Consider the following 26,138-nt stretch of genomic DNA (forward strand, 5'->3'; position numbering starts at 1 on the left):
TCAAACTGCCTCAAGCTCATTCATGAAGTCGTGGAACTCGTCCAGGTCTGCCGTGCGGTCGCGGGTTGCAGCGCTGACAGCGGTGGCGTAATCGCGAAGGTTTTCGGTCTGGAACAGCAGTGCCAGTGGTATGTCCGCAGCCAGTTCCATCTGCAAGCGCGCAACCACTTGCGTGGCTAGCAGGGAATGCCCGCCGAGCTGGAAAAAGTTGTCCGCCAGGCCGACCTGTCCCAGCTTCAGCACCTGCGCCCAGATCGCCGCGATCTGTTGCTCCAGCGCGCTCTGCGGGGCGACGTACTCGCCCTGCAACTGGCTGGCATCCGCCTGCGGCAGGGCCTTGCGGTCGAGCTTGCCATTCGGCGTCAGCGGCAGCTGGTCGAGCAGCAGCAGGTGCGCCGGCACCATGTAGTCCGGCAAGCCAGCCTTGAGCGCAGCACGCAGGCTGTCGCGCAACGCGCCCTGCTCTTGCGTGCTGTCGGCAGGCACCACGTAGGCCACCACTTGCTTGCCGCTCGGCCCGTCCTGGGCCAGCACCACTGCCTCCTGCACGCTCGGCAGCTGCAGCAGGTGTGCTTCGATCTCGCCCAGCTCGATGCGCAGGCCGCGGATCTTCACCTGGTGGTCGATACGCCCGGCGTAGTCGATCACCCCGTCGGCGCGGTAGCGCGCCAGGTCGCCGGTGCGGTACAGGCGCCCGCCGTCGGTGCTGAACGGGTCTGGCACGAAGCGTTCGGCGGTCAGCGCTGGGCGCTGGTGATAACCACGGGCCAGGCCGACACCGCCGAGGTACAGCTCACCGGCACTGCCGCGCACCGCCGGGTGCAGGCTGCCGTCGAGGATGTGGGCCTTGAGGTTGTCGATCGGCTGGCCGATCGGCACGCTGATGGTTTCATCCGCCTGGCAGGTCCAGTGGGTGACGTCGATGGTCGCTTCGGTCGGCCCGTACAGGTTGTACAGGCGCGCCGCCGGCAAACGTTGCAGGGCCTGGCGGGCCAGTTCGGCCGGCAGCGCTTCGCCGCTGCACACCACGCGCCTGAGGCTGACACAGCGCTCTACCGCTTCGTGGGCCATGAACGCCTGCAACATCGACGGCACGAAGTGCAGCGTGCTGATGCCGTAGTGGTTGATGGCCTCGACCAGCAGTTGCGGGTCGCGGTGCGCCCCTGGCTGGGCGATGACCAGCCGCGCGCCGGTCATCAGCGGCCAGAAGAACTCCCACACCGACACGTCGAAGCTGAACGGGGTTTTCTGCAACACGCTGTCGCTGGCGCCCAGTGCATAGGCCTTCTGCATCCAGCACAGGCGGTTGACCAGCGCCCGATGGCTGTTGCCAGCGCCTTTCGGGCGACCGGTGGAGCCAGAGGTGTAGATCACGTAGGCGAGGTTCAGCGGCGCTACATCGATGTCTGGGTTGGCATCGCGGTAGCCGCTCAGGTCTTCAGTATCCAGCTCCAGGCAGCGCAAGCCGGCCGGGACCGGCAGGGTGTCGCGCAAGTGCGACTGGCTCAGCAGCAAGGCGATGCCGCTGTCGTCGAACATGTAGCGCAGGCGCTCCTGCGGGTACTCCGGGTCCAGCGGCACGTAGGCGCCGCCGGCCTTGACGATACCGAGCAGGCCGATGACCATCTCCAGGCTGCGCTGCATGGCGATGCCGACCAGCACGTCCGGGCCCACGCCCAACTCGCGCAACCGGTGCGCCAGCTGGTTGGCACGGCGGTTGAGTTCGGCATAGCTCAGGGTCTGCTCGCCGAATACCAGCGCCGGGGCATCCGGGGTGGCGCACACCTGGGCCTCGATCAGTTGATGAATGCTGCACTCGTCCGGGTAGGCTGCCTGGGTGGCATTCCAGCCTTCGACCATCCGTTGCTGCTCCGCCTGATCCAGCAGCGGCAGCTCACCGATGAAGGCATCCGCATTCTCCACCAGCGCCCGCAACAGGTTGGCGAAGTAACCCGCCAGGTGGCCAATGCTGTCATCGCTCCATAGCGCACGGTCGTGGCTATAGTGCATCGATAACGTCGCGCCCAGTTCCACCACCAGGGTCAGCGGATAGTTGGTCTGCTCCTGCACCGCGACATCGCCGAAACGCAGGCCAGCGGGCGCACCCTGTTGCAGCGCTTCGGCCACCGGGTAGTTCTCGAACACCAGAATACTGTCGAACAGGGCGTCACCGCCCTGCCCGGCCCAGCGCTGCAGGTCGTACAACGGCGTATGCTCGAACTCGCGCAGGGCCAGGTTTTCAGCCTGCACCTGGCCGATCCACTCGGCCACGCGCTGCTCGGCACGCGGCGCCCCGATCACCGGCAGGGTGTTGATGAACAGGCCGATCTGCTCCTCTACCCCTGGCAGGTCTGCCGGGCGCCCGGCGACAGTGGCGCCGAAGCACACGCTGGCTTGCCCAGTGCAGCGCTGCAACAGCAGCAGCCAGGCCGATTGCACCAGGGTATTGACGGTGACCCGGTTGGCCCGGGCAAAGGCTTCGATGCGCGCAGTCTGCTCGCGGTCGAAGGCCAGGCGGTGCTCGCCGTAGCCGCTTGCGCCGCTGCTACCGACAATGGCCTGGGCCAGGCGGGTTGGTGCGTCCAGCGCCGCCAGGCGCGCCTTCCAGAAGGCTTCGGCAAGCGCCGCGTCCTGGCCTTGCAGCCAGGCGATATAGTCGCGGTAAGGCCTGGCCTGCGCTTGCGGCAGGTGGCCGGCGTAGCGCTGCAGCACCTCCCCGAGCAGGCGCGAGGTGCTCCAGCCGTCCATGAGGATGTGGTGGTTGGTGTAGATCAAGTGGTGGCTGCTATCGCTGGTGCGCACCAGTACCAGGCGCAGCAGCGGCGCGCTGGCCAGGTCGAAACCGCGCTGGCGTTCAGCCTCGGCCAGGGCCTGCAAGGCCTGCTCCAGTGCTGGCTGGCCACGCCAGTCGTGCTCGCTGCACGGCAACGTGACGGTCTTGCATACCACCTGCACGGCCTGCTCCAGCGCGCCCTGCAGGACGAAACCGCTGCGCAGGATGTCATGCGCCTGCAAGGTAGCCTGCCAGGCCTGCCGGAAACGCTGCACATCCAGCCCGTGCACATCCACCCGCAGCTGGTTGATGTAGTTGCCGGCCTGCGCGTCGTAAAGGGTATGAAACAGCATGCCCTGCTGCATCGGTGACAGCGGGTACACATCGGCGATCTGCTGCGCCGGCAGCGGCAGGCTGTCCAGCTGCGCCTGGGTCAGTGCAGCCAACGGGAAGTCCGCCGGGGTCACCCCCTGGTGCCGGCCATCGCAACAGTGTTCGACCAGCTCCACCAAGGCCTGCTGGTAGGCCTGGGCCAGCTTTTCGAGGGTGGCCGGGTGGTACATGTCGGCGCTGTAGGTCCACTCCAGGAACAACTCGCCGCCGTATACCTGGCCGGTGATGCTCAGCCAGTTGCCCAGCGCTGCACCGGCACATTGGCTGCGGCCTGCGCTTTCCCCGCTTGGGGTGAACAGGGCGCCGGCTTCGGCATCGAAGCTGGTATCGAACTGGCCAAGGTAGTTGAAGGTAACCCGCGCCTGGGCGGCACGCCGCAGCTGGTCACGGACATCGGCATCGCCAAGGTAGCGCAGCAGGCCATGGCCGAGGCCTTTGTCCGGCACCGCGCGCAGTTGCTCCTTGATCGTCTTGATCGACTGGCCCAGGTCGTGGCCGGGCGTGAGGCGCACCGGGTACAGGCTGGTGAACCAGCCCACGGTGCGGCTGAGGTCGAGGTCGTCGAACAGGTCTTCGCGGCCGTGGCCTTCCACCTGCACCAGCACCTCGGCGTGCGTACTCCACTGGCACAAGGTCCGTGCCAGCGCAGTCAGCAGCAGGTCGTTGACCTGCGTGCGGTAGGCGGCCGGGGCCTGCCTCAGCAGCTTGGCGGTGCACTCGGCATCCAGCCGGGTGGTGGCGGTGCGGGCATGGCTGTTGGCCAGGCTGCCCTGGGGGTTGTCCCGCGGCAGTTCGGCGTGGTCGCCGGCCAAGGCCTGCAGCCAGTAGTCGCGCTGTGCCTGCAGCGCAGGGCTGCTGGCATGGCTGGCCAGGCGTTCGGCCCAGGCCTGCACCGAGGTGGTCTTGGCCGGCAGGCTCACGGTCTGGCCGGCCAGCAGCTGCTGGTAGGCGGTTTGCAGGTCTTCGAGCAGCACGCGCCATGACACGCCGTCGACCACCAGGTGATGCACCACCAGCAGCAGACGCTGTTGGCCATCGGCAACGTCGAACAGTTCGCCACGCAATAGCGGCCCGTGCTCCAGGTTCAGGCTGGCTTGCAGCTGGTTGCCAGCGGCGTCCAGTTCACTCAGGGCATTGAGGTTGCGCTGCTGCAACAGCGGTGCATCGTCCAGCGGCTGGAAGCGCGCCTGCCATTGCTCGGCGGTGCGAGTGAAGCGCAGGCGCAGGGCGTCGTGCTGTGCGACCACCGCGCGCAGGGCGGCCTCCAGGTGCTTCACCTGTACCGGGCTGGTCGGCTTGAGCAGTACCGACTGGTTCCAGTGCGCCGGTTGGGCGATCTGCATTTCGAAGAACCGCGCCTGCGCTGGCAACAACGCGGCCTCGCCGCTGCTAGCGGCGTCTACGCCTGCCGCTCCAGGCGCTGGCTTGGCCTCGCTGCGCTTGGCCACCTGCGCCAGCTGGGCGATGGTCTGTTGTTCGAACAATTGCTTGGGGCTGATCCGGATGCCCTGACGCTTGGCCCGGGCGATGATCTGCAGGCTGAGGATCGAATCGCCGCCCAGTTCGAAGAAGTTGTCACTGCTACCGACCCGCTCCAGCTTGAGCACATCGGCCCACACCGCCGCCAGCGTTTCCTCGATATCACCCTGCGGCGCCACATAGCCACGGCTGACTGCACCGGGTACCGGCAACGCACGCTTGTCGAGCTTGCCGTTGGCGGTCAGCGGCAAACGTTCCAGCAATACGATCTGCGCCGGCACCATGTAGTCCGGCAAGCGTGCCAGCAGCAGCGCCTGCAACGCTTCAGCGGTCACCCCCGCTGCGGCGACCACGTAGGCCACCAGCTGCAGGCGCTCGGCGTCACCCTCCAGCGGCAAGGCCAGCACCACGGCCTCGCTGACAGCGGGCAGGCCGGCCAGCATCCGGCCGATTTCGCCGGGTTCCACGCGATAACCGCGGATCTTCACCTGGTCATCGGCGCGGCCGATGAACTCGATCAGGCCATCGGCCGTAAGCCGTGCGCGGTCGCCGGAGCGGTACAGACGGGCACCACCCTCGGCCGGCACGAAGCGCTCGGCAGTCAGTGCTGGCTGGCCCAGGTAGCCCTGGGCGACGCCCTGCCCGCCCAGGTACAGCTCACCGATCACCTGCGCCGCCAGCGGGTTGAGGTAACCGTCCAGCAGCTGGACGCAGGCGTTGCCCAGCGGGCGCCCGACCGGCACCGTGCGGCAGCCTGGCAATGGCTGGCCCGGCTCGAAGGTGAGCACGCCGACGGTGGTTTCGGTCGGGCCGTAGTGGTTGATGACCCGGCAGCCCGGGCGCAGCGCGCGAACCTTTTCCAGCAGGCCCCAGCTGCACGCCTCGCCGCCGAGGATCAACGCTGCGGCCGGCAGCACGTCGGCAGCGCGGTCCGCTTGCAGCAAGCCTTGCAGATGGCTTGGCACCAGTTTCAGTACGCCGACCTGATGCTGCGCCATGTAGCTGGCGAAGCCGTCCGGGTCGAACGCCAGTTCCTGCGGCAGCAGGTGCAGCAGGCGGCCCGAGGCCAGGGCACCGAACAGTACGGTGTGGCCCAGGTCGGCGGCAGTGGTGGAGACCATCGCCATGCTCGCTGCAGCTGGCAGTTGCAGGCGCTCGAGCAGCGCCTGGATGTAGCTGGCCAGCGCCCCATGGCTGACCACCACGGCCTTGGGCTGCCCGGTCGAGCCCGAGGTGTAGATCAGGTAGGCTGGCTGTTCAGCGGCAATGGCCAGTTCTACCGGGCGGTCGCTGCAGATTGCCCATTGGGCATGATCGCAGGCGATTACCTGTACGCCATCAAGGCCGGCGAAGCGCTGGTCGCCCGGTTCATGCAACAGCACGGCAGCGCCACTGTCGGCAAGCAGTTGCTGCAAGCGCTCCTGGGGCTGTTGGGGGTCCAGCGGCAGATAGGCGGCGCCGGTCTTGAGCACCGCCAGCAAGGCACTGACCCACTCGATGGAGCGCGGCTGGCACAAGGCAACGATGCTGCCGGTACCGACACCGCGCTGGCGCAGGTAATCGGCCAGGCGGTTGGATGCCGCTTCCAGCCCGGCCTGGGTCATGAACCGTTCACCGGCGCGCACACCGCCATGCGCCTGACCTCGCACCATGGCCTGGCGCCACAGGGCAAGTACATCGCCGTGCGGGTAGGCATGCGCGGGCGCCGGCGTCAGCGCCGGCAGCTCCGGGCTATCGACAATTGCCCGCTGCAGATCGCCGGTCAGTGCATCCAGCACCCGCCGCAGCGAACCGGCCATGCGTTCGATGGTGGCCTGTTCGAACAGCTCGGTGGCATAGGTGAAGTAGCCTTCGATGCCGTCGGCCTTGTCGGAAAAGTCGAATGCCAGGTCAAAGCGGGCATCGCCATCGTTCCGCGCGAAACCTTCCACCTCCAGCGTCCCCAGGCGCTTGCGCCCCGCGTCGCGGGCGGCCACGTGCTGGTTGATCTTGAACTGAAACAGCGGGTTGTGGGCCAGGTTGCGCTCCGGCAGCAAGGCATCGACCAGCTGCTCGAACGGCAGCTCCTGGTGCGACTGGGCCGCGCCGATCACCGTCTGTACCTGGTCGAGCAAGGCGGCGAAGGTGGCGCGCTCATCCACTTGCACACGCAACACCTGGGTATTGATGAAGAAGCCGATCAGGCCCTCCAGTTCCTTGCGGTTGCGCCCGGCGTTGGGCGCGCCGATGCGGATGTCGGCCTGGCCACTGTAGCGCGACAGCACCACCGCCATGGCCGCCAGCACCAGCACGAACACGGTGTAGCCGCCTTTGCGTGCCTGGCTGCGCAGGGCTTCGGCCTGCGCGCCTGCGATGTCCACGCGCAGCACCGCCCCGCGCTGGCTGGGCGTGGCCGGGCGCTCGAAGTCCAGCGGCAGGCTCAGCACCGGCTGCTCATCGCCCAGTTGCGCCTGCCAGTAGGCCAGCTGGCGCTGCGCCTCCCCGGCTTCGAGCCAGGCGCGCTGCCAGATGGCGTAGTCGGCGTACTGGATCGGCAAGTCTGGCAACTGCGCCTGGCGGCCCTCGGCCAGGGCGCTGTACAGCTGGACGAACTCCTGCACCAGCACATCGCTGGACCAACCGTCGGCGATGATGTGGTGCATGCTCAGCGCCAGCACATGGTGTTCGGCCTCCACGCGTAGCACGGTCACCCGCAGCAGCGGGCCGGCCTGCAAGTCGAAGGGCTGCTTGAGGGCAGCGTCAACGGCTTCGCTCAGCGACGCTTCGCTGGGCGTCTCGGCGAATTCCACCCACTCGATCGGCAGCGGGCAGTGGTCGAGGATGTCCTGGTAGAACTCGCCCTCCTGCGCGGCGAAGCGCGTGCGCAGCGACTCGTGGCGTTGCACCAGCGCATCCAGCGCCTGTTGCAGCAGCGCCGGGTCCAGCGCGCCTTTCAGGCGGACGGCCAGCGGCACGTTATAGGCCGGGCTGTCGGGTTCCAGCTGCCAGAGGAACAACAGGCGCTGTTGGGCGTACGACAGCGGAATACGGGTCAGGCCCTGACGCGCCGGCACGATGGGCAGCAGGCGGAAGCTTTGCCCGCTGGCCTGCATCTGCGCCAGGATCTGCTGGCGTTGCTCCACGGAAAGGCCAACGAAACGTTGGGCGATGCGTTGTGCTGCAGTGAATTCCATGTCAGGCCTCGGTGAATGCGTTCATCATGTGTTCGATATCGCTCAGGCCGTCATCAGTCAGCGACAGGCCCTGCTCGTCCAGTGCCTGGGCGAACGCGCGCAACTCGGGGTGGGTGAAGATCAACTGCAGGGGCATGTCCAGCCCCAGCTCCAGGTTGATCCGCGATACCACCTGGGCAGCCAGCAACGAGTGCCCGCCCAGTTCGAAGAAGTTGTCGTTCAGGCCAACCCGGTCAACGTTCAGCAATTGCGCCCAGAGGCTCGCCAGTTGCTGTTGCCGCGCGGTCTGCGGCGCCTCGTAGGCGTGTTGCGACTGGCCCAGGTCAGGCAGGGGCAGCGCCTTGCGGTCGAGTTTGCCGCTGGGGGTCAGCGGCATGTCCGCCAGGGTCACCAGGCAGGCCGGGACCATGTAGTGCGGCAGGCTGGCCCTGAGGTGCTGCTGCAACGCCAGACGCAGGTCACCGTCGTGGCCATCGGCCGGCACGGCATAGGCGCACAGTTGCTTGCCGCTGGGCAGGTCGATGGCCACCACGGTGGCTTCGCGCACGCCCGGGTGCGCCCGCAGGCACTGCTCGATCTCGCCCAGTTCGATACGGAAACCGCGCACCTTCACCTGGTGATCGACCCGGCCGCGATAGGCCAGCTGGCCGTTCTCGTCGTAGTAACCAAGGTCGCCGGTGCGGTACAGGCGGCCACCGCCGAGCGGGTCGAACGGGTCGGGGATGAAGCGCTCGGCGGTGAGCGACGGCTGCTGGTGGTAGCCACGCGCCAGGCAGCCAGCGCCGCCAATGAACAACTCGCCAGGCACGCCGGTCGGGGTCGGTGCCAGGCACTCGTCCAGGGCATACAGGGTGCGGCCCGGCAAGGCGCGGCCAATGGGCACACCACCCTGGCCGATCTGCGCCGCAGTCATCTGCGAACAGTCGTAGGTGGTGGCGACCACGGTGGCTTCGGTCGGGCCGTAGGTGTTCAGCAGGCGCACCGCTGGCGGGCCATCGGCCAGCCAGGCGCGCAAGGCATCTTCCGGCACCGCCTCGCCGCCGACATGGATCTGCCTCAGTGGGCCATAGGCCTCGGGGCCGTGGCGCTCCAGGGCCAGCAGGCGCCAGTAGGCAGCCGGCAGGTCGGCCACGGTCACGCCGTGGCGGTTGATCTCATCCAGCAGGGTGGCCGTGCCCCATATCCGCGCATCGCGCAGGACCACACAGGCACCCTGGGCCAACGGTGGGAAGAACTGCTCGATGAAGCCGTCGAAGCTGATGGTGGCGAACTGCAGCACGCGGTCGTCCGGGCCCAGGCGCGAATACTGCGCAGCCACCTGGCAGAACAGCGCCAGCGCGTGATGGTCGATGGCCACGCCCTTGGGCATACCGGTGGAGCCGGAGGTGTAGATCATATAGGCCAGGTTGTGTGGTGCAGCCAGGTTGGCCAGCGGCTCGGCGGGCCAGGCCTGCAGCCACTCGCTACCGGGCTCCAGCAGCACGCAGGGCAACTGCTTGCCCGCTTGCAGGCGCTCACGCGAGGGCGCGTCGGCCAGCAGCAGGCCGATGCCACTGTCTTCGATCATGCAGGCCAGGCGCTCTTGCGGGTAATCCGGGTCCAGCGGCACGTAGGCGCCGCCCGCCTTGTGAATGGCGATCAACGCCAAGGCCATGCCCAGGCCACGCTCGACGGCCACGCCCACCAGGCGCTCCGGCCCCACGCCCATGGCGCGCAGACGGTGCGCCAGCTGGTTGCTGCTGCGGTCCAGTTCGGCGTAAGTCAGTTGCTGGTCGCCGCAGATCAATGCTGGCGCATCGGGCCGCGCCCGCGCCTGGCGCTGCAGCAGTTGGTGCGCGCACAGGCCGCCAGCGGCCTGCTGTGGCGGGTTCCAGCCGTAGATCAGTTGCTGGCGCTCGGCAGCGCCGAGCAAACCCAGCTCACCAATGCAGCGCTGTGGCTCGGCGCAGATAGCCTCCAGCAGCGCCAGCCAGTGCCCGGCCATGCGTTCGATGCGCGCTGCGTCGAACAGGTCGGTCGAGTAGTTGAACGATGCCGTCACCCCGTCGGATCGCTCCAGGGTGTTGAGCGAGATATCGTATTGCGCGCCCGGCTCCTGCAGGTCCACTTCCCTGACCTGCAAACCGTGCAGCGCATCGCTGGCCACCTGCTCGCCGAGGTCGCGCAGGTGGTTGTAGAGCACCTGGAAGAACGGGTTCACGCCCTGCTCGCGCTCCGGGTACAGCGCCTCGGCCACCTCGAGGAAGGGCACGTCCTTGTTGGCCTGGGCCTGCAAGGTGGTTTCCCTGATCGCCGCCAGCAATTGTGCGAACGGCTGGCTGCCATCGACATCGATGCGGGCCACCACCACGTTGATGAAGAAGCCGATCAGGCCTTCCAGCTCCTGGCGGTTGCGATTGGTGACCGGCACGCCGATGTTGAGCCTGCCCTTGCGGCTGTAGCGCGCCAGCACGATGGCATAGGCCGCCAGGAACACGTGGAACAGCGTGGCATTGGCGGCCAGCGCCAGTGCCCGCAAACGTTCGCTGAGGGCCTGCGGCAAGCGCACGTCGAAGCGGCTGCCACGGTAGCTCTTGGCCTGTGGGCGAACACGGTCGGCCGGCAGTTCGAGCACCTCGAAGTCGTCTTCCAGCTGCGCCTTCCAGTAGTCGATCTGGGCCTGCATCTGCCCTCCGGCCAACCACTTGCGCTGCCAGGCGGCGAAGTCGGCGTACTGCACCGGCAGCGGTTCGGGAGTGTGCGCCTGGCCGCTCGCTGCGGCGTTGTAGGCGGCGGCGAACTCGCGCACCAGCAAGCTCATCGACCAGCCGTCGGAAACGATATGGTGCAGGGTCAGCGACAACAGGTGCTCCTGCTCATGCACTTTGAACAGGCGCGCACGCAGCAGCGGGCCACTCGCCAGGTCGAACGGCACGAAGGCCTCGTCTTCCAGCTTGCGCATCTGCGCGGCATGGTCGTGGCCGCCGAGGTCTTCGAAACCGATCAGTACCGGGGCCGCTGGCAGGATGCGCTGCCAGGGCAGGCCTTCGGCTTCCACGAACACCGTACGCAGCGATTCGTGGCGGGCCACCAAGGCGTCCAGCGCTGCCTGCAGCGCTGCACGGTCGAGGTTGCCCTGCATGCGCACCGCCATCGGCGTGTTGTAGGCCAGGCTGTGCGGGTTGAGCTTCCAGAACAGCCACTGGCGGTGCTGCGACCGCGACACCGGCAGTGGTTGCTGGCGGTCGAGGATTTCGATGGCCAGGCCGGCGCCCTGTTCAGCCTCGGCCACTGCCTGGGCGAAGCGCTGCAGGTCGACGGTGTCGAACAAGCTGCGCAGCGGAATATCCCGCCCCAGCTGCTGGCGTACCCGCGACACGGCTTGGGTGGCCAGCAGCGAATGCCCGCCGAGAGCGAAGAAGTTGTCGTTCAGGCCTACCTGCGGCACCTGCAGCACCTCGGCCCAGATCCGCGCCAGCTGGAGCTGCAGCGGGGTCTGTGGTGGCTGATAGACGTTCTGGCTGGCGACCGGCTCCGGCAGCGCCTTGACGTCGACCTTGCCATTGGCGGTGACCGGTAGGTGTTCCAGCACCATCAGCTGGCTCGGCACCATGTGCTCGGGCAACAGCCGCGTGAGGGCGGCACGGATCGACGCCTGCCAGGCCAGGCTGTCTGTCGCTGGCTGGGTGGACACCAGCCAGGCCGCCAGCTGCAGCTGCGGCGCCTGGCCATGGACACGGACCAGGGCGTTGGCAACGCCGTCGAGTGCGCGCAGCTGGTTTTCGATTTCACCCAGCTCCACGCGGTAGCCTCGGATTTTCACCTGGCCGTCCATGCGCCCGGCAAATTGCAGCTCGAGGCCTTGGCGCACCCAATCGCCGCTGCGGTACAGGCGCTGGCCCTGGCTGCCGTTCGGGTCGGGGACGAATCGTTCGGCGGTGAGTGCGGGGCGGTTCAGGTAACCCCGGGCCAGACCGGCACCACCAATGTACAGCTCGCCCTTGGCCTTGGCCGGCAGCGGTTGCAGGCAAGGGTCGAGCAGCGCAACACGGGTGTTGGCCAGCGCTTGACCGAGGCTGGCTTGCCCGTTCAGTTCGGCCACCAGTACGCCGACGGTGGTCTCGGTCGGGCCGTAGTGGTTGAACACGCTGAGCGCCGGCGCCAGCTCACGGACCTTGGCCAGCAGGCCCGGGCCGCTGGCTTCGCCGCCGAGTACCAGGCACTGCGCCGGCAACGCCGAACGGCCAGCCGCCAGCATCGCCTCCAGGTGCGACGGCACGATCTTCAACGCATCCACCTGGTGCTCGACCAGATAGGCCGCGAAGCCTTCGGCATCGAGCACCTGCTGACGAGACAGCAGATGCAGGGTATGGCCACCGCACAGGGCGCCGAACAGCATGGTGTGGCCAAGGTCCGCGGCCGGGGTCGAGACCTGCGCCATGCTGCGGATACGCTCGACCGGCAGGCGCGCGCTGATACCATCGACATAGTTGGCCAGGGCCGCGTGGCTGATCGCCACGCCCTTGGGCTGGCCGGTGGTACCGGAGGTGTAGATGACATAGGCGAGGTTGCCCGGGGCCGGGGCGACACGGCTGCCGCTGCCGCTTGCGGATTGCGTCCAGTCCAGGTGCTGCACAGCGTCGGGAAGTTCCGCCTGCCAGTCACCAGGCGCCAGCAGCAGCTGCGTGCCACTGTCGCGGAGCAGGTAGGCCAGGCGCTCGGCGGGTTGCTCGGGCTCCAGTGGCAGGTAGGCGCCACCGGCCTTGAGCACACCGAGGATGCTGGCGAGCATGCCGACGCTGCGGTCAGCCAGTACGCCGACCAGCGTGTCCGGCCCGACCCCGACTTCGACCAGCCGGTTGGCGACGGCCTCGGCGCGGCTGTCGAGCTCAGCGAAGCTGGCCTGCTCGCCCGCGGCCATTACCGCCTGGCGCTCGGGGTGACGGCTGGCAGCGGCGGCAAAGCGCTGGTGGACCAGCAGGGTTTCGCCAGCCTGCACAGGCGCGTCAACGGCAGCGGCCAGGCCGGGCAATGGCAGCTCGCCGACTGCGCCAGGCGCTTCGTCAGCCAGGCCCTGCAGCAGGGCCAGCCACTGCTCGCCGAGGGTTGCGATGGTGGCCGCATCGAACACATCGGTGGCATAGGTGAACGCCGCATGGAGTTGCCCCGCTCGCTCGTGCGTATCCAGCGCCAGGTCGAAGCGCGCACTGTGCCTGGCCAGCGCGATCGGCGCCAGGCTCAGGCCGCTGCGGGTTTCGATGGCCTGCACATCGGCCACCTGCGCCTGGTGGTTGAACAACACGCGGAACAGCGGGCTGTCGCTGCTGCGCGGCAGGTCCAGGGCCTCCACCAGCTGTTCGAACGGCAGGTCCTGGTGGCTTTGTGCGCCCAGCGCAGTTTCGCGCACGCGCCGCAACAGGCCGGCAATGTCCAGCAATGGGTCAATCTCGGTGTGCAGCACCTGGGTATTGATGAAGCAGCCGATCAGCCCCTGGCTTTCCGCTCGGTTGCGGTTGGCGATGGGCACGCCGACGCGGATCGCCGATTGGCCGTTGTAGCGCTGCAGCAGCAGCTTGAAGGCGGCCAACAGGACCATGAACAGGGTGACATTGTGTTTGCGTGCCAGGCCGCGCAGGCGGTCGGCGACATCGGCGGCAATGACGAACTCGTGGCGCGCACCGCGATAACTGGGGCGGCCCTGGCGGCTGCGGTCCAGTGGCAGCTCCAGCGGCGCATGGTCGTCGCCCAGGTGTGCCTGCCAGTAGGCCAACTGGCGTTCCTGCTCGCCGGCCTGCAGCCAGCAACGCTGCCACAGGGCGTAGTCGCGGTACTGGATCGGCAGCGGCTGCAGGCCGGCATCGGTGCCGGCCACGGCGGCGTCGTACAGGCGCAGGAATTCGTCGATGAGCACATTCATCGACCAACCGTCGGCGACAATGTGGTGCAGGGTCAGCAGCAGGACGTGTTCCTGCTCGGCCAATTGCAGCAGGCGCACGCGCAGCAGCGGGCCGCTGACCAGGTCGAACGGGGCCAGGGCTTCGGCTTCGGCGATGGTCTCGATGGCAGCTTGGCGGGCGTCCTCGTCCAGCTCGGCCAGGGCATCCTGGTGCAGCTGCAGCGGGGCTGCAACGGCGTCCACCTGCTGGCGTACGTCATCGCCGTCGGCGACGAAGCGGGTGCGCAGGGTTTCGTGGCGGGCCACCAGGGCATCGAAGGCCTGCTGCAGGGCAGCCAGCTCCAGTGGGCCGTGCAGGCGTACGGCTAGCGGCAGGTTGTAGGCCGCGCCCTGTGGGTCGAGCTGCCAGAGGAACCACATGCGCCGCTGGGCGTACGACAGCTGGTCACGCTCGGCTACCCCGACGCCGGGTGCGATCGGCAGCACGGAGAAGTCCATGCCCTCGCCCTGCAGTGCCTTGAGGAACAGGCGGCGCTTGTCGGGAGCGAGCGCGATGAAGCGGCGGGCGAGCTGGAGGGTTTGATCAGCATTCATGTCGAGCGGTGTCCTGGCAGTCGAGCGGTAACTGTCAGACGAAGGCATCGGGGGCTGATTTAGGGGCGGCGGGTGATCGTCTTGAGGGGGTGGCGCCAGGGAGATCGAGCGCCGCCCGCGCGGCGCATCGCGAGCTGCGCTCGCTCCTACGTTTGTTTCGGGCCAGTCATTCCTGGGGGATTGGCGCGCGAACGCTTTGGCGCAAGGCGGGATATCGCGTCGTATGACCAGGCCGCCGCGCGCGCCTGTCACAGGCGTTACTGGCCCGAAACAAACGTAGGAGCGAGCGCAGCTCGCGATGCGCCGCGCGGGCGGCGCTCGATCGCCCAGGCACCACAAAACCCCAACCATGCACCTGTCAGCCCAACCCCTCACGATGCCCCTGCGCCATCGCTACCACCACCTTGCGCTTGCCGGTAAACGGCGACCGCGCATGCGCCGCGAGCATGTTGTCGAGCATCAGCACATCGTTTTCCAACCATGGGAAGCTGATGGTGCATTCATCCAGCACCCCGCGCACCTCATCGAGCAACGAATCCTCGATGGCCGTGCCGTCGCCGTAATACACGTTACGCGGCAGGTCCTCCTCCTCGACAATGTCCATCAACGACTCGCGCACCTCTGGCTGCAGGTTCGATACATGGAACAGGTGCGCCTGGTTGAACCACACGTCCTCGCCGGTCGACGGATGCCGCGCCACCACCTGGCAGCGCTGGCGGGTGCGCAATTCACCGTCGTCCTTCCAGATGCACTCGATGGCATGCGCCCGGCAGTAGGCCTCGACCTGGCGCGGGTCTTCGCTGTTGAACACCTGCGACCATTCCACGTCCAGGCCGTTGCCATAGTTGCGCACGTATATCAGCCCTTTCTCCACCAGCCGCTCACGAATGCGTGCCGGCATGCGCCGGTACACCTCGCGGCTGTCGGCGATCGGTGTCTCGCCACCGGTCTCGGCGGGGATCACGCTGTAGAACCAGATCTTCATCGGCCATTCCCGGGTGTAGGCCTGCTCGTTGTGCAGGGGGATGCGCTGGTGCGCCGGGTACTCGGTGGAGGTGTACACACCCTGGGTCACGTTGCTGCGCGGGGTAGACCCGAACTCGTAGTTGAGCAGCGGGTGGCCAAAGGCCGCGGCGAACTGGCGGAAGGCTTCGGCGCCCGCCACCTCGAAACCACGAAACAGGATGCCGCCGGCCTGCAGCAGATGGCGGTCCACCAGCGGCTGCAGCTCGGCAAACGCTTCCAGCAGGTCGATGCCCGGCTCCGGCGCGCGTACCAGCAGCGGCAGGTTGCCGCGTGCGGCGTCCAGGGGTTCGATCGCGAAGCTCAGCAGTTCACTCATGTCCGGTCACCTCAAGCCAGGGCCGCGTTGGCGGCGAAATCGGGATGTGCGCCATGGCAGCGCCTGACTAGATGAACGAGCGGCCCTGAGGGAAATTCACCGGCGCCCCAGCCGCAGGTAAAGCCAGGGCGCGCCGGTTCGTCTGAACGATGTGCACCCTTTTATCGCCCAGGAACCGTACATGACTCGCCAGCTCCTGCTCCTAACCCTGCTCGCCGCAGCGCCGACCGCCTGGTCGGCGCAACGATGCGCCGTGGAAATCCATGGCACCGACCAGATGACGTTCGACAAGGCCGCCATCAGCGTGCCGGTGGCCTGCAGTGCGTTCACGGTCACCCTCACCCACCCTGGCGCCATGCCGAAGAACGTGATGGGGCACAACTGGGTGCTGAGCACCCAGGCCGACATGCAGGGCGTACTGGATGACGGCCAGAAGGCTGGCGAGGTGCAGGACTACATCAAGCCTGGCGACAGCCGGGTGATCGCCCACACCCGCCTGATCGGCGGCGGCGAGCAGGACAGCGTCACCTTCGATACCAAGCTGCTGAAAGCCGGTAGCGCCTACAGCTTCTACTGCTCGTTCCCGTTCCACAGCACCTTGATGAAGGGCACCCTGACCTTCGGCAGCTGACCCACTCCACCAGCGAGATCACGCTTCATGAAAACCTCTTCTCCCGGGGCCATCCGCGAACTGCTGGGCCTGCTTCAACCCTACCGCACGGCGGTGCTCGCCTCGGTGTTGCTGGGCATGCTCGGCGGCCTGGCAGTGACCGCCCTGCTGGCCACCGTCAACCAGGGCCTGCATGCACCGGGCGGCATGAGCCAGGGCCTGCTGCTGGCCTTCGCCGGCTTGTGCCTGCTGGCCCTGGTCAGCAGCGTGGCCGCTGACAGCGGCACCAATTACGTCGGCCAGAAGGTCATCGCCCGGCTGCGCAAGGACCTCGGGGCCAAGGTGCTGTCGGCGCCCATCGAGCAGATCGAGCGTTACCGCAGCCACCGCCTGATCCCGGTGCTGACCCGCGACGTCGACACCATCAGCGACTTCGCCTTCGCCTTCGCCCCGCTGGCCATCTCGCTCACCACCGTGACCGGCTGCCTGGCCTACCTGGCGTGGTTGTCGTGGCCGATATTCCTCATTACCCTGGCGGCGATCGGCATCGGCAGCGGCGTGCAGTACATCGCCCGGCAAAAAGGCGTGGCCGGCTTCAACGCCGCGCGCGATGCCGAGGACAACCTGCAGAAGCACTACACAGCCATCGCCGAAGGCGCCAAGGAGCTGCGCATCGACCGCCGCCGCCGCCACGCCATGCTGACCCGCAACATCCAGGGCAGCGCCGATTTCATCGCCAGCACGCATATCCGCGCCATCAACATTTTCGTCGTGGCCAAGAGCCTGGGTTCGATGCTGTTCTTCGTGGTCATCGGCCTGACCCTGGCGTTGCAGTCGCTGTGGCCAAGCAACGACCCGGCGGTGATGAGCGGCTTCGTGCTGGTGCTGCTGTACATGAAAGGCCCGCTGGAAACCTTGATCAGCAACCTGCCGATCCTCGGCCGTGCCCAGGTGGCGTTCCGCCGTATTGCCGACCTGGCCGAGCGCTTCTCGTCGCCCGAGCCACACCTGCTGCTGGAACCACCGGCCAGGCGCGCCGCCCCGGCCAGCGCGCACCTGGAACTGCGCAACGTCGAGTACGCCTACCCACCAGTGGACGGCCACGAACCGTTCCGCGTAGGGCCGGTGAACCTGAGCATCGAGCCGGGCGAGATCCTGTTCATCGTCGGCGAGAATGGCTGCGGCAAGACCACGCTGATCAAGCTGCTGCTGGGCCTGTATACCCCGCAGCGCGGCGAAGTGCGCCTGAACGGCAAGGCCGTCGGCCCGCAAGGGCTGGATGACTATCGCCAACTGTTCACCACGGTGTTCGCCGATTACTACCTGTTCGACGACCTGCCCGAGCACGAACACAGCCTGCCTGGTGATGCCACGCGCTACCTGGAACGGCTGGAAATTGCCCACAAGGTGAGCGTACGCGATGGCGCCTTCACCACCACCGACCTGTCGACCGGGCAACGCAAGCGCCTGGCGCTGGTCAACGCCTGGTTGGACGGGCGGCCGGTGCTGGTGTTCGACGAATGGGCGGCGGACCAGGACCCGACCTTCCGCCGGGTGTTCTACACCGAACTGCTGCCGGACCTGAAGCGCATGGGCAAGACCATCATCGTGATCTCGCATGATGACCGCTATTTCGATACGGCGGACAAGCTGGTGCACCTGAGCAGGGGTCAGATAATCGAAGCGCTTGAGCCGGCATGAACCGGCAGCAGAAGCTGTAAAGCCGTGGTCAACGACTTCTATAGCCTCTCTCTAATCGCTCTATAATTCGCTATAAACCGCTTTCCTGCAGGGCCTTGCCTTGGGATAGCCGCATAGCGTCAGGGGGCTGCGAAACAGCCCCATCAGGCAGGATTCAGAACAACCAGCGATACAGCAGATAGGCCACCAGCACCGCCAGCACTGGCCGTAGCACGCGGTAGGCCTTGGGGTTGGCGCGCTTGAACTGCTTCACCTGGGCACTGATGCGGTTGCTGAAACGCTTGCTCCAGGCATAGGCCTGGTTGATCCCGCCCACGCGCTCCTCGTCGGTGTTCTGCGGTGCGGTGGCACGGCCGAGGAAGGCGCTGACCTTGCGGTTGATGCGGGTCATCAGGGGGCTGCTCAGCGGGCGTTCGATGTCGCAGAACAGGATTACCCGGGTAACGTCGGTCTCGTTCTTGACCCAGTGCACGTAGGTCTCGTCAAACATCACATCTTCGCCATCACGCCAGGCGTATTCCTCGCCATCGACGTAGATGCGGCAGGCGTCGGAGTTAGGCGTGGACAGCCCCAGGTGGTAGCGCAAGGAGCCGGCGAACGGGTCGCGGTGCGGGTTCAGGTGGCTGCCACCCGGCAGCAGGGCAAACATCGCGCCCTTGACGTTGGGGATGCTGCTGACCAGCTCGACGGTACGCGGGCAGAGGGCTTCGGCCGAGGGCAGCGGCTTGTCGTACCACTTCAGGTAGAAGCGCTTCCAGCCTTTCTTGAAGAACGAACCGAAACCGGCGTCGTTATCCTTTTCGGCGGCGCGGATATAGCCCTCGTCAAACAGGCGCATGGCCTCTTCACGAATTTCCTGCCAGTTGTCCTTGAGCACATCCAGTTCGGGGAAGCGCTGGCGATCCAGGTAAGGCTTGGATGGCACCTTGGAAAACAAGTACATCAGGCTGTTATAGGGGGCGAACAGCGCCGAATGGTTGACGAACTGGCGCAACACCGGCAGGCGAGCCTTGCCGCGCAGGTGCACGAACAGCACACTGCCGAAAAACACCAGCAAGACACCCGCCTTGGCTGCAAAGGAAACGGTCATGCTTTCACTCCTTGAGGAAGAGACAGCGCCAGGGCCCTGCACTCCGGTAAATCATCCTGCCATCATAAACCGCTGCCGCCGGTGTAAAAACAACCCGGGCGGCAACTCATTGATGAAGATTTTGCAATGAACCCGGCCAGCGAACGTTGCGCCGGGTCAGCGACAAGGCCAATTACTGCTGGTTTTCCTGCTCGCTGAACATGTCGGCGAACAACATGCTGGACAGGTAGCGCTCACCGGAGTCGGGCAAGATTACGACGATGGTCTTACCCTGCATCTCCGGTTTTTCGGCCAGGCGCACGGCCGCTGCCATCGCCGCACCACAGGAAATACCACAGAGGATGCCCTCTTCCTGCATCAGGCGGATGGCCATGGCCTTGGATTCCTCATCGGTCACCGTCATCACCTGGTCGACCATCGACAGGTCGAGGTTCTTCGGCACGAAGCCGGCGCCGATACCCTGGATCTTGTGCGGGCTGGGCTTGAGTTCCTCGCCGGCCAGGGTCTGGGTAATCAGCGGGGATGCCAGGGGTTCCACGGCCACCGACGTGATCGCCTTGCCCTGGGTCTGCTTGATGTAGCGCGACACACCGGTGATGGTGCCACCGGTGCCCACGCCTGCCACCAGCACATCGATCGCACCATCGGTGTCGTTCCAGATTTCCGGCCCGGTGGTCTTCTCGTGGATGGCCGGGTTGGCCGGGTTTTCGAACTGGCCAGGCAGGAAGTACCGGGCCGGGTCCGAGGCGACGATTTCGTTGGCTTTCTCGATCGCGCCCTTCATGCCCTTGGCCGGGTCGGTCAGCACCAGCTCGGCACCCAGCGCCTTCAACACCTTGCGCCGCTCCAGGCTCATCGAGGCGGGCATGGTCAGCATCAGCTTGTAGCCACGGGCAGCGGCGACGAAGGCCAGGCCGATGCCGGTGTTACCGGAGGTGGGCTCGACGATGGTCATGCCGGGCTTGAGCTTGCCGCTGCTCTCGGCGTCCCAGACCATGTTTGCGCCGATGCGGCATTTGACCGAGTAACCCGGGTTGCGCCCTTCGATCTTGGCCAGGATGGTCACGCCGCGTGGGGCGATGCGGTTGATCTGCACCAGCGGCGTATTGCCGATGGAATGGGCGTTGTCTGCAAAGATACGGCTCATGGCAGGGGTCCTTGGCATGAAAGACAGCAGGGAAAGACCTCAAGGGTAAGCCCGCCCCGGTAGCCCGTAAAGCCCGTTCGAACTCAGCGAGCCGCGTTGCGGTCAACCGCACATGCTGCCTTGGAGACACGCTGATGAGAGCCCGTTACCGCTGGCCGTTGATCGGCCTGGCCAGCCTGATCGTGCTGTTGCTGGCGCTGCACCTGGCCCTGCCCTACCTGGTGCGCGACTACCTCAACGACAAGCTGGCCGACATGGGCGATTACCGTGGCCAGATAACCGACGTCGACCTGGCCTGGTGGCGCGGCGCGTACCAGATCAACGGGCTGAAGATCGTCAAGACCACCGGCAAGGTGCCGGTGCCGTTCCTCGACGCCCCGCTGATCGACCTGTCGGTGAGCTGGCATGCCCTGTGGTACGACCGCGCGGTGGTAGCCGAAGTGGTGTTCGACCGGCCTGAACTGAACTTCGTCGACGGCGGCAACAAGCAGAACTCGCAGACTGGCCAGGGCACCGACTGGCGCCAGCAACTGGAAAAACTGCTGCCGATCACCCTCAACGAGGTACGCATTGATGATGGCGTGCTGACCTTCCGCAATTTCAACTCGAAGCCACCGGTCAACCTCAAGGCCACCCAGTTGAACGCCAGCATTCGCAACCTTACCAACATTCGCGACGAACAAGGCCGACGCGACGCCAGCTTCGATGGCACGGCGCTGATCGTGGGCGATGCCAAGGTGGAAAGCCGCGCCACGTTCGACCCGTTCAGCAACTTCGACGACTTCGAGTTCCGCCTGCGCGCCACCGGTATCGAGCTGCGCAAGCTCAATGACTTCGCCAGCGCCTACGGCAAGTTCGACTTCAACGCCGGCCACGGCGACGTGGTGATAGAAGCCGAGGCCACCAACGGGCGCTTGACCGGGTACATCAAGCCGCTGTTGCGGGATGTGGATGTGTTCGACTGGCAGCAGGACGTGCAAGAAAAGGACAAAGGCTTCTTCCGCTCGATCTGGGAAGCGCTGGTGGGCGCGACCGAGACAGTCCTGAAAAACCAGCCGAAGAACCAGTTCGCCACCCGGGTGGAATTGCATGGCAGCGTACGCAAGCAGAATATCAGTGCGTTCGAGGCGTTCCTGCAGATCCTGCGCAACGGGTTCATCGAAGCGTTCAATGCGCGCTATGAGCGTGACGCGCCGGATTCCGACTGAGATGGCGTGACGGGGCATTCAGGGACTGAATACCCGGTCTGCGTTTCCAGTCGGCGAACCCCGCGTTATAGTCGGTGACAAATCGAAAACAGGTATTGGGCTTTCGCGGGCACGCCCGCTCCCACAGGTACCCCACAGATCCGCAAGGTTGTGCAATGCCTGTGGGAGCGGGCGTGCCCGCGAAGAGGCCCTGACAGGCATACGGCAGAGGACAGACCCCATGAAGTTCGAAGGCACCCGCGACTACGTCGCCACAGACGACCTGAAACTGGCGGTAAACGCGGCCATCACCCTCGAACGCCCCTTGCTGGTCAAGGGCGAACCCGGCACCGGCAAGACCATGCTCGCCGAGCAGCTGGCCGCCTCGTTCGGCGCACGGCTGATCACCTGGCACATCAAGTCCACCACCAAGGCCCACCAGGGCCTGTACGAGTACGATGCGGTCAGCCGCCTGCGCGACTCGCAGCTGGGCGTGGACAAGGTCCACGACGTGCGCAACTACCTGAAGAAAGGCAAGCTCTGGGAAGCCTTCGAGGCCGATGAACGGGTGATCCTGCTGATCGATGAAATCGACAAGGCCGACATCGAGTTCCCCAACGACCTGCTGCAGGAACTCGACAAGATGGAGTTCTACGTCTACGAAATCGACGAGACCATCAAGGCCAAGCAGCGCCCGATCATCATCATCACCTCGAACAACGAGAAGGAACTGCCAGACGCCTTCCTGCGCCGCTGCTTCTTCCATTACATCGCCTTCCCCGACCGCACCACCCTGCAGCAGATCGTCGACGTGCACTACCCCAACATCAGCCAGGCGCTGGTCAGCGAAGCGCTGGATGTGTTCTTCGACGTGCGCAAGGTGCCAGGCCTGAAGAAAAAACCGTCCACCTCCGAGCTGGTCGACTGGCTCAAGCTGCTGATGGCCGACAACATTGGTGAAGCGGTACTGCGCGAGCGCGACCCGACCAAAGCCATCCCACCGCTAGCCGGGGCCCTGGTGAAGAACGAGCAGGACGTACAGCTGCTCGAACGCCTGGCCTTCATGAGCCGGCGCGGCAACCGCTGACAGGAGCCGGGCCATGCTGCTCAACCTGTTCAATGAAATGCGCGCGGCCAAGGTGCCGGTGTCGGTGCGCGAACTGCTCGACCTGCACCAGGCCCTGCAGAAGCACGTGGTGTTCGCCGACATGGACGCGTTCTACTACCTCGCCCGCGCCATCCTGGTAAAGGACGAACGCCATTTCGACAAGTTCGACCGGGCTTTCGCGGCCTACTTCAAGGGCCTGGAAAACCTCGACCGGCACATCGAGGCGCTGATCCCCGACGACTGGCTGCGCAAGGAGTTCGAGCGCTCGCTGAGCGACGAAGAGCGGGCGCAGATCCAGTCGCTCGGCGGCCTGGACAAGCTGATCGAGGAATTCAAGAAGCGCCTCGAAGAGCAGAAGGAACGCCACGCTGGCGGCAACAAGTGGATCGGCACCGGCGGCACCAGCCCGTTCGGCTCGGGCGGTTTCAACCCCGAGGGCATCCGCGTGGGCGAGGCCGGCAAGCGCCAGGGCAAGGCGGTGAAGGTGTGGGACCAGCGTGAATACAAGAACCTTGACGACCAGGTCGAGCTGGGTACGCGCAACATCAAGCTGGCGTTGCGCCGGCTGCGCAAGTTCGCCCGCGAAGGCGCCGCCGAGGAACTGGACATCGACGGCACCATCGACCACACCGCACGCGATGCCGGGCTTCTGAACATTCAGATGCGCCCCGAGCGGCGCAACACGGTCAAGCTGCTGTTGCTGTTCGACATCGGCGGTTCGATGGATGCCCACATCAAGGTCTGCGAAGAGCTGTTTTCGGCGTGCAAGACCGAATTCAAGCACCTGGAGTACTACTACTTCCACAACTTCGTGTACGAGTCGGTATGGAAGAACAACCTGCGCCGCACCTCGGAGCGGTATTCCACCTTCGACCTGCTGCACAAATACGGCGATGACTACAAAGTGGTGTTCGTCGGCGATGCGGCCATGGCGCCCTACGAAATCACCCAGCCAGGTGGCAGCGTCGAGCACTGGAACGAAGAAGCCGGCTACGTGTGGATGCAGCGCTTCATGGAGAAATTCCGCAAGATCATCTGGATCAACCCGTACCCGAAGCAGGCCTGGGACTACACCGCATCGACCCATCTGGTGCGCGACCTGATCGAAGACAAGATGTACCCGCTGACCTTGCAGGGGTTGGAAGAAGGGATGCGTTACCTGTCCAAGTGATGTTGCCAGTGCTGGCCCTTTCGCGGGTGAACCCGCTCCCACAGGTATTGCGCAAGCCTTGAGGCCTGTGGGGTACCTGTGGGAGCGGGTTCACCCGCGAAGAGGCCGGAAGCCTTAACGCCAACGGTCCAGGTATGCCTGCTGCTCCCGCCACGCCTCGTCCTGCACCACCGCCCTGAAGCGCACCACCGCTCCCGGCATGCACTGCGCCAGCTGTGCCAGCGCCAGCGGCGTCAACGCCCCCAGCCGCGGATAGCCGCCAATTGTCTGCCGGTCATTGAGCAGCACGATCGGCTGCCCGTCCGGCGGCACCTGTACCGCGCCCAGCGGAATGCCCTCGGAAATCATCGGCGCCCCCTGATGGACCAGCTGCGGCCCCAGCAGGCGGATGCCCATGCGGTCGGCGCGGCTGTCCAGGGTCCACTCGCGATTGAACGCCTCGAACAGGCTGGTACCGCTGAACTCGCCAATCTGCGCGCCCATCACCAGGTCGAGCACTGGCTTTTGCAGGTATTGCGGCCGCAGCGCTGGCGGCACCTCGCGCAGCGTCGTTGCGCTGCCGGCGAAGGTCAACAACTGGCCCTTGCCAAGCGCAGCCCCGCGGCCATCGATGCCGCCCAGTGCTTCGCGTACCACCGTGGCACAACTGCCCAGCACGTCCGCCCCGAGGACCCCCCCAGGTGCCGCCAGGTAGGCCCGCACGCCCTGCTTCGGCTGCTGCAGGGTCAACCGCTGCCCCTTGGCCAAGACAAAGCTGCGCCACGGCGCCAGCGGCTGGTCATCGACCCGCGCGTCCAGGTCGGCACCGGCCAGCGCCAGCACGCAATCCTGTTCGGCCACCACGCAGAAACCACCCAGCGCCACCTCGGCCACCGGCGCCGCCAACGGGTTGCCCAGCAGCCAGTTGGCCCAGTGCATCGCCACCCAGTCCAGCGCCCCGCCCTGGGTCACGCCCAGGTGGCGCACGCCGAAGCGCCCGGCATCCTGCAGCTGGCACAGCGGCGTACTGGCCTCGATCATCAATTGCTTCATCCTTGCGCCTCCACATCACCGCCCAGAGCCAGGAACTCGCTGCGCGAAACCGGCACGAAGCGCACCCGGTCGCCGGGTTGCAACAGGCTGTAGCCCTCGCGCTCGCGGTCGAACAGGCGCACCGGGGTACGCCCGATCAGGTTCCAGCCACCCGGCGACACCGCCGGATAGGCTGCGGTCTGGCGTTCGGCAATGCCGACACTACCCGCCGCCACACGCTTGCGCGGGGTGCTTAGGCGTGGGCTGGCCAAGCGTTCGTCGACCAGGCCCATGAAGCCGAAACCAGGGGCGAACCCCAGGGCGAACACCGGGTACTCACGCGCGCTGTGCAAGCGGATCACCTCGGCTTCACTCAAGCCGCTGCGGGCCGCCAGCAGCGGCAGTTCCGGGCCGACGCTGGGGTCGTACCACACCGGGATCTCATGGCGGCGCCCAGCGCTGCCCGTGTCTGGCTGCACGCCTTCCAGCGCACCAAGGATCAGCGCCCTCGCCTCCCCCGGTGGCAGGTCGAACTGCACCATCAGCGTGGTGTAGGACGGCACCAGGTCCAGCAGGTGCTCGCCGAATGCCGCGCGCAAGCGCTGGCTGGCGGCGAGCAGCCAGGGCATGTTGGCCTCGTCGATGCGTTCGAACAGGCGCACCATCAGGCTGTCGACGGCCACCACCTCGATCCGTGGGTTCATGGCGACTCCAGCGCTTCGAGGGCCTGGCGAATCTGCCGTACCGCCGCCACCGAGCTGTCGTTGTCGCCGTGCACGCAGAGGGTGTTGGCCTCAAGTTGCAACGCGCTGCCATCGTCCGCCCCCAGCGTTTCGCCACGGGCAAGGCGCACGGCCTGGTCCACTACCAGTGCCGGGTCGTGGTGCACCGCACCGGGCAGGCGCCGCGACACCAGGTGGCCACTGGCGGTGTAGGCGCGGTCGGCGAACGCCTCGAACCACAGCGGCACGCCAATTTCATCGCCCAGCGCCTGGGCCGCACGATTGTCGGCGGTGGCCATCAGCATCAACGGCAGGTCGTCGCCGTAGGCCGCCACAGCCTCCAGCACGCTGCGCAGCTTGAGCGGGTCGGCCATCATGTCGTTGTACAGCGCGCCATGGGGTTTCACATAGGCCACGCGGCCACCCTGAACTTTGCAGATACCGTCCAGCGCACCGATCTGGTAGTGCAGCAGGTCGCGGATTTCCTCCGCGCTGCAGGCCATGGAACGGCGACCGAAGCCGACCAGGTCCGGGTAGGCCGGGTGTGCGCCAATGGTCACCCCGTGCTCCAGCGCCAGGGCCACGGTGCGGCGCATGGTGCCAGGGTCGCCGGCGTGGTAGCCGCAGGCGATGTTGGCGCAATCGATAAACGGCATGACCTCGGCATCCAGGCCCATGCGCCAGCTGCCGAAACTCTCGCCCATGTCGCAGTTGAGTAGCAGGCGTTTCACCGCTCGGCCTCCCATGTGGTTGTTCATATGC

At 66.2% G+C, this 26,138-nt stretch carries 13 protein-coding genes; 5 read left to right on the forward strand and 8 right to left on the reverse strand.

Annotation, left to right across the window (positions count from 1 at the left end; all coding sequences use genetic code 11):
* The 3 genes from HU763_RS17830 to HU763_RS17840 form a co-directional block, all read right to left on the reverse strand.
* On the reverse strand, positions 1-7,818 hold the full coding sequence (locus HU763_RS17830) for a non-ribosomal peptide synthetase (RefSeq protein WP_217884016.1): 7,818 nt from the start codon (positions 7,816-7,818) through the stop codon (positions 1-3).
* 1 nt (position 7,819) lies between these two features.
* The gene (locus tag HU763_RS17835; RefSeq protein WP_186687807.1) at positions 7,820-14,287 is read right to left on the reverse strand and encodes a non-ribosomal peptide synthetase; all 6,468 of its coding nucleotides are present in this window, start codon (positions 14,285-14,287) and stop codon (positions 7,820-7,822) included.
* Between the two features lie 358 nt (positions 14,288-14,645).
* Positions 14,646-15,629: a TauD/TfdA family dioxygenase gene (locus HU763_RS17840; RefSeq protein ID WP_186687810.1), complete on the reverse strand. Its 984-nt coding sequence runs from the start codon at positions 15,627-15,629 to the stop codon at positions 14,646-14,648.
* Positions 15,630-15,810: 181 nt separating this feature from the next.
* Between HU763_RS17840 and azu the strand changes: the two genes are divergently transcribed.
* The gene (gene azu, locus HU763_RS17845; protein WP_186687812.1) at positions 15,811-16,260 is read left to right on the forward strand and encodes an azurin; all 450 of its coding nucleotides are present in this window, start codon (positions 15,811-15,813) and stop codon (positions 16,258-16,260) included.
* A gap of 27 nt (positions 16,261-16,287) precedes the next feature.
* Entirely contained in the window at positions 16,288-17,940 is a 1,653-nt protein-coding gene (locus tag HU763_RS17850; RefSeq protein WP_186687815.1) for a cyclic peptide export ABC transporter, read from the forward strand.
* Positions 17,941-18,094: 154 nt separating this feature from the next.
* Here HU763_RS17850 and HU763_RS17855 read toward each other — a convergent pair whose 3' ends face one another.
* A complete protein-coding gene (locus tag HU763_RS17855) occupies positions 18,095-19,030 on the reverse strand; it encodes an aspartyl/asparaginyl beta-hydroxylase domain-containing protein (RefSeq protein WP_186687818.1) in 936 nt (311 codons plus the stop codon).
* A 172-nt stretch (positions 19,031-19,202) separates the two neighbouring features.
* Positions 19,203-20,177 (reverse strand): cysteine synthase A, encoded by a 975-nt coding sequence (gene cysK, locus HU763_RS17860; RefSeq protein WP_186687821.1) that lies wholly within the window; start codon positions 20,175-20,177, stop codon positions 19,203-19,205.
* A gap of 134 nt (positions 20,178-20,311) precedes the next feature.
* Here cysK and HU763_RS17865 point away from each other — a divergent pair, with 134 nt between their 5' ends.
* The 3 genes from HU763_RS17865 to HU763_RS17875 all read left to right on the forward strand — a co-directional run bounded on the left by HU763_RS17865 (position 20,312) and on the right by HU763_RS17875 (position 23,643).
* Positions 20,312-21,385, forward strand: a complete 1,074-nt coding sequence (locus HU763_RS17865) for an AsmA family protein (RefSeq protein WP_170031397.1) — start codon at positions 20,312-20,314, stop codon at positions 21,383-21,385.
* 220 nt (positions 21,386-21,605) lie between these two features.
* A complete protein-coding gene (locus HU763_RS17870) occupies positions 21,606-22,451 on the forward strand; it encodes an AAA family ATPase (protein ID WP_186676126.1) in 846 nt (281 codons plus the stop codon).
* A gap of 13 nt (positions 22,452-22,464) precedes the next feature.
* Positions 22,465-23,643 (forward strand): vWA domain-containing protein, encoded by a 1,179-nt coding sequence (locus HU763_RS17875; RefSeq protein ID WP_186687825.1) that lies wholly within the window; start codon positions 22,465-22,467, stop codon positions 23,641-23,643.
* 114 nt (positions 23,644-23,757) lie between these two features.
* Here the strand turns inward: HU763_RS17875 and HU763_RS17880 are convergent, their stop codons facing one another.
* Genes HU763_RS17880 through HU763_RS17890 form a run of 3 tightly spaced genes read right to left on the reverse strand, consistent with a single transcriptional unit; the run spans position 23,758 to position 26,134 of the window.
* Positions 23,758-24,675, reverse strand: coding sequence for a 5-oxoprolinase subunit C family protein (locus HU763_RS17880; RefSeq protein WP_186687828.1), 918 nt, complete (start codon positions 24,673-24,675; stop codon positions 23,758-23,760).
* A complete protein-coding gene (gene pxpB, locus HU763_RS17885) occupies positions 24,672-25,358 on the reverse strand; it encodes a 5-oxoprolinase subunit PxpB (protein WP_186687840.1) in 687 nt (228 codons plus the stop codon). The genes HU763_RS17880 and pxpB overlap by 4 nt, the downstream gene beginning before the upstream one ends.
* Positions 25,355-26,134, reverse strand: a complete 780-nt coding sequence (locus HU763_RS17890; RefSeq protein WP_186687842.1) for a 5-oxoprolinase subunit PxpA — start codon at positions 26,132-26,134, stop codon at positions 25,355-25,357. The genes pxpB and HU763_RS17890 overlap by 4 nt, the downstream gene beginning before the upstream one ends.
* Positions 26,135-26,138: the final 4 nt, after the last annotated feature.

It is taken from the genome of Pseudomonas anuradhapurensis, assembly GCF_014269225.2.
GTDB classification, from domain to species: Bacteria; Pseudomonadota; Gammaproteobacteria; order Pseudomonadales; family Pseudomonadaceae; genus Aquipseudomonas; species Aquipseudomonas anuradhapurensis.

Excerpts from the sequence above, each read along its gene's own strand:
- HU763_RS17830 (WP_217884016.1), bottom strand. The coding sequence starts at position 7,818 with ATGGAATTCACTGCAGCACAACGCATCGCCCAACGTTTCGTTGGCCTT.
- HU763_RS17835 (WP_186687807.1), bottom strand. The coding sequence starts at position 14,287 with ATGAATGCTGATCAAACCCTCCAGCTCGCCCGCCGCTTCATCGCGCTC.
- HU763_RS17840 (WP_186687810.1), bottom strand. The coding sequence starts at position 15,629 with ATGAGTGAACTGCTGAGCTTCGCGATCGAACCCCTGGACGCCGCACGC.
- azu (WP_186687812.1), top strand. The coding sequence starts at position 15,811 with ATGACTCGCCAGCTCCTGCTCCTAACCCTGCTCGCCGCAGCGCCGACC.
- HU763_RS17850 (WP_186687815.1), top strand. The coding sequence starts at position 16,288 with ATGAAAACCTCTTCTCCCGGGGCCATCCGCGAACTGCTGGGCCTGCTT.
- HU763_RS17855 (WP_186687818.1), bottom strand. The coding sequence starts at position 19,030 with ATGACCGTTTCCTTTGCAGCCAAGGCGGGTGTCTTGCTGGTGTTTTTC.
- cysK (WP_186687821.1), bottom strand. The coding sequence starts at position 20,177 with ATGAGCCGTATCTTTGCAGACAACGCCCATTCCATCGGCAATACGCCG.
- HU763_RS17865 (WP_170031397.1), top strand. The coding sequence starts at position 20,312 with ATGAGAGCCCGTTACCGCTGGCCGTTGATCGGCCTGGCCAGCCTGATC.
- HU763_RS17870 (WP_186676126.1), top strand. The coding sequence starts at position 21,606 with ATGAAGTTCGAAGGCACCCGCGACTACGTCGCCACAGACGACCTGAAA.
- HU763_RS17875 (WP_186687825.1), top strand. The coding sequence starts at position 22,465 with ATGCTGCTCAACCTGTTCAATGAAATGCGCGCGGCCAAGGTGCCGGTG.
- HU763_RS17880 (WP_186687828.1), bottom strand. The coding sequence starts at position 24,675 with ATGAAGCAATTGATGATCGAGGCCAGTACGCCGCTGTGCCAGCTGCAG.
- pxpB (WP_186687840.1), bottom strand. The coding sequence starts at position 25,358 with ATGAACCCACGGATCGAGGTGGTGGCCGTCGACAGCCTGATGGTGCGC.
- HU763_RS17890 (WP_186687842.1), bottom strand. The coding sequence starts at position 26,134 with ATGAACAACCACATGGGAGGCCGAGCGGTGAAACGCCTGCTACTCAAC.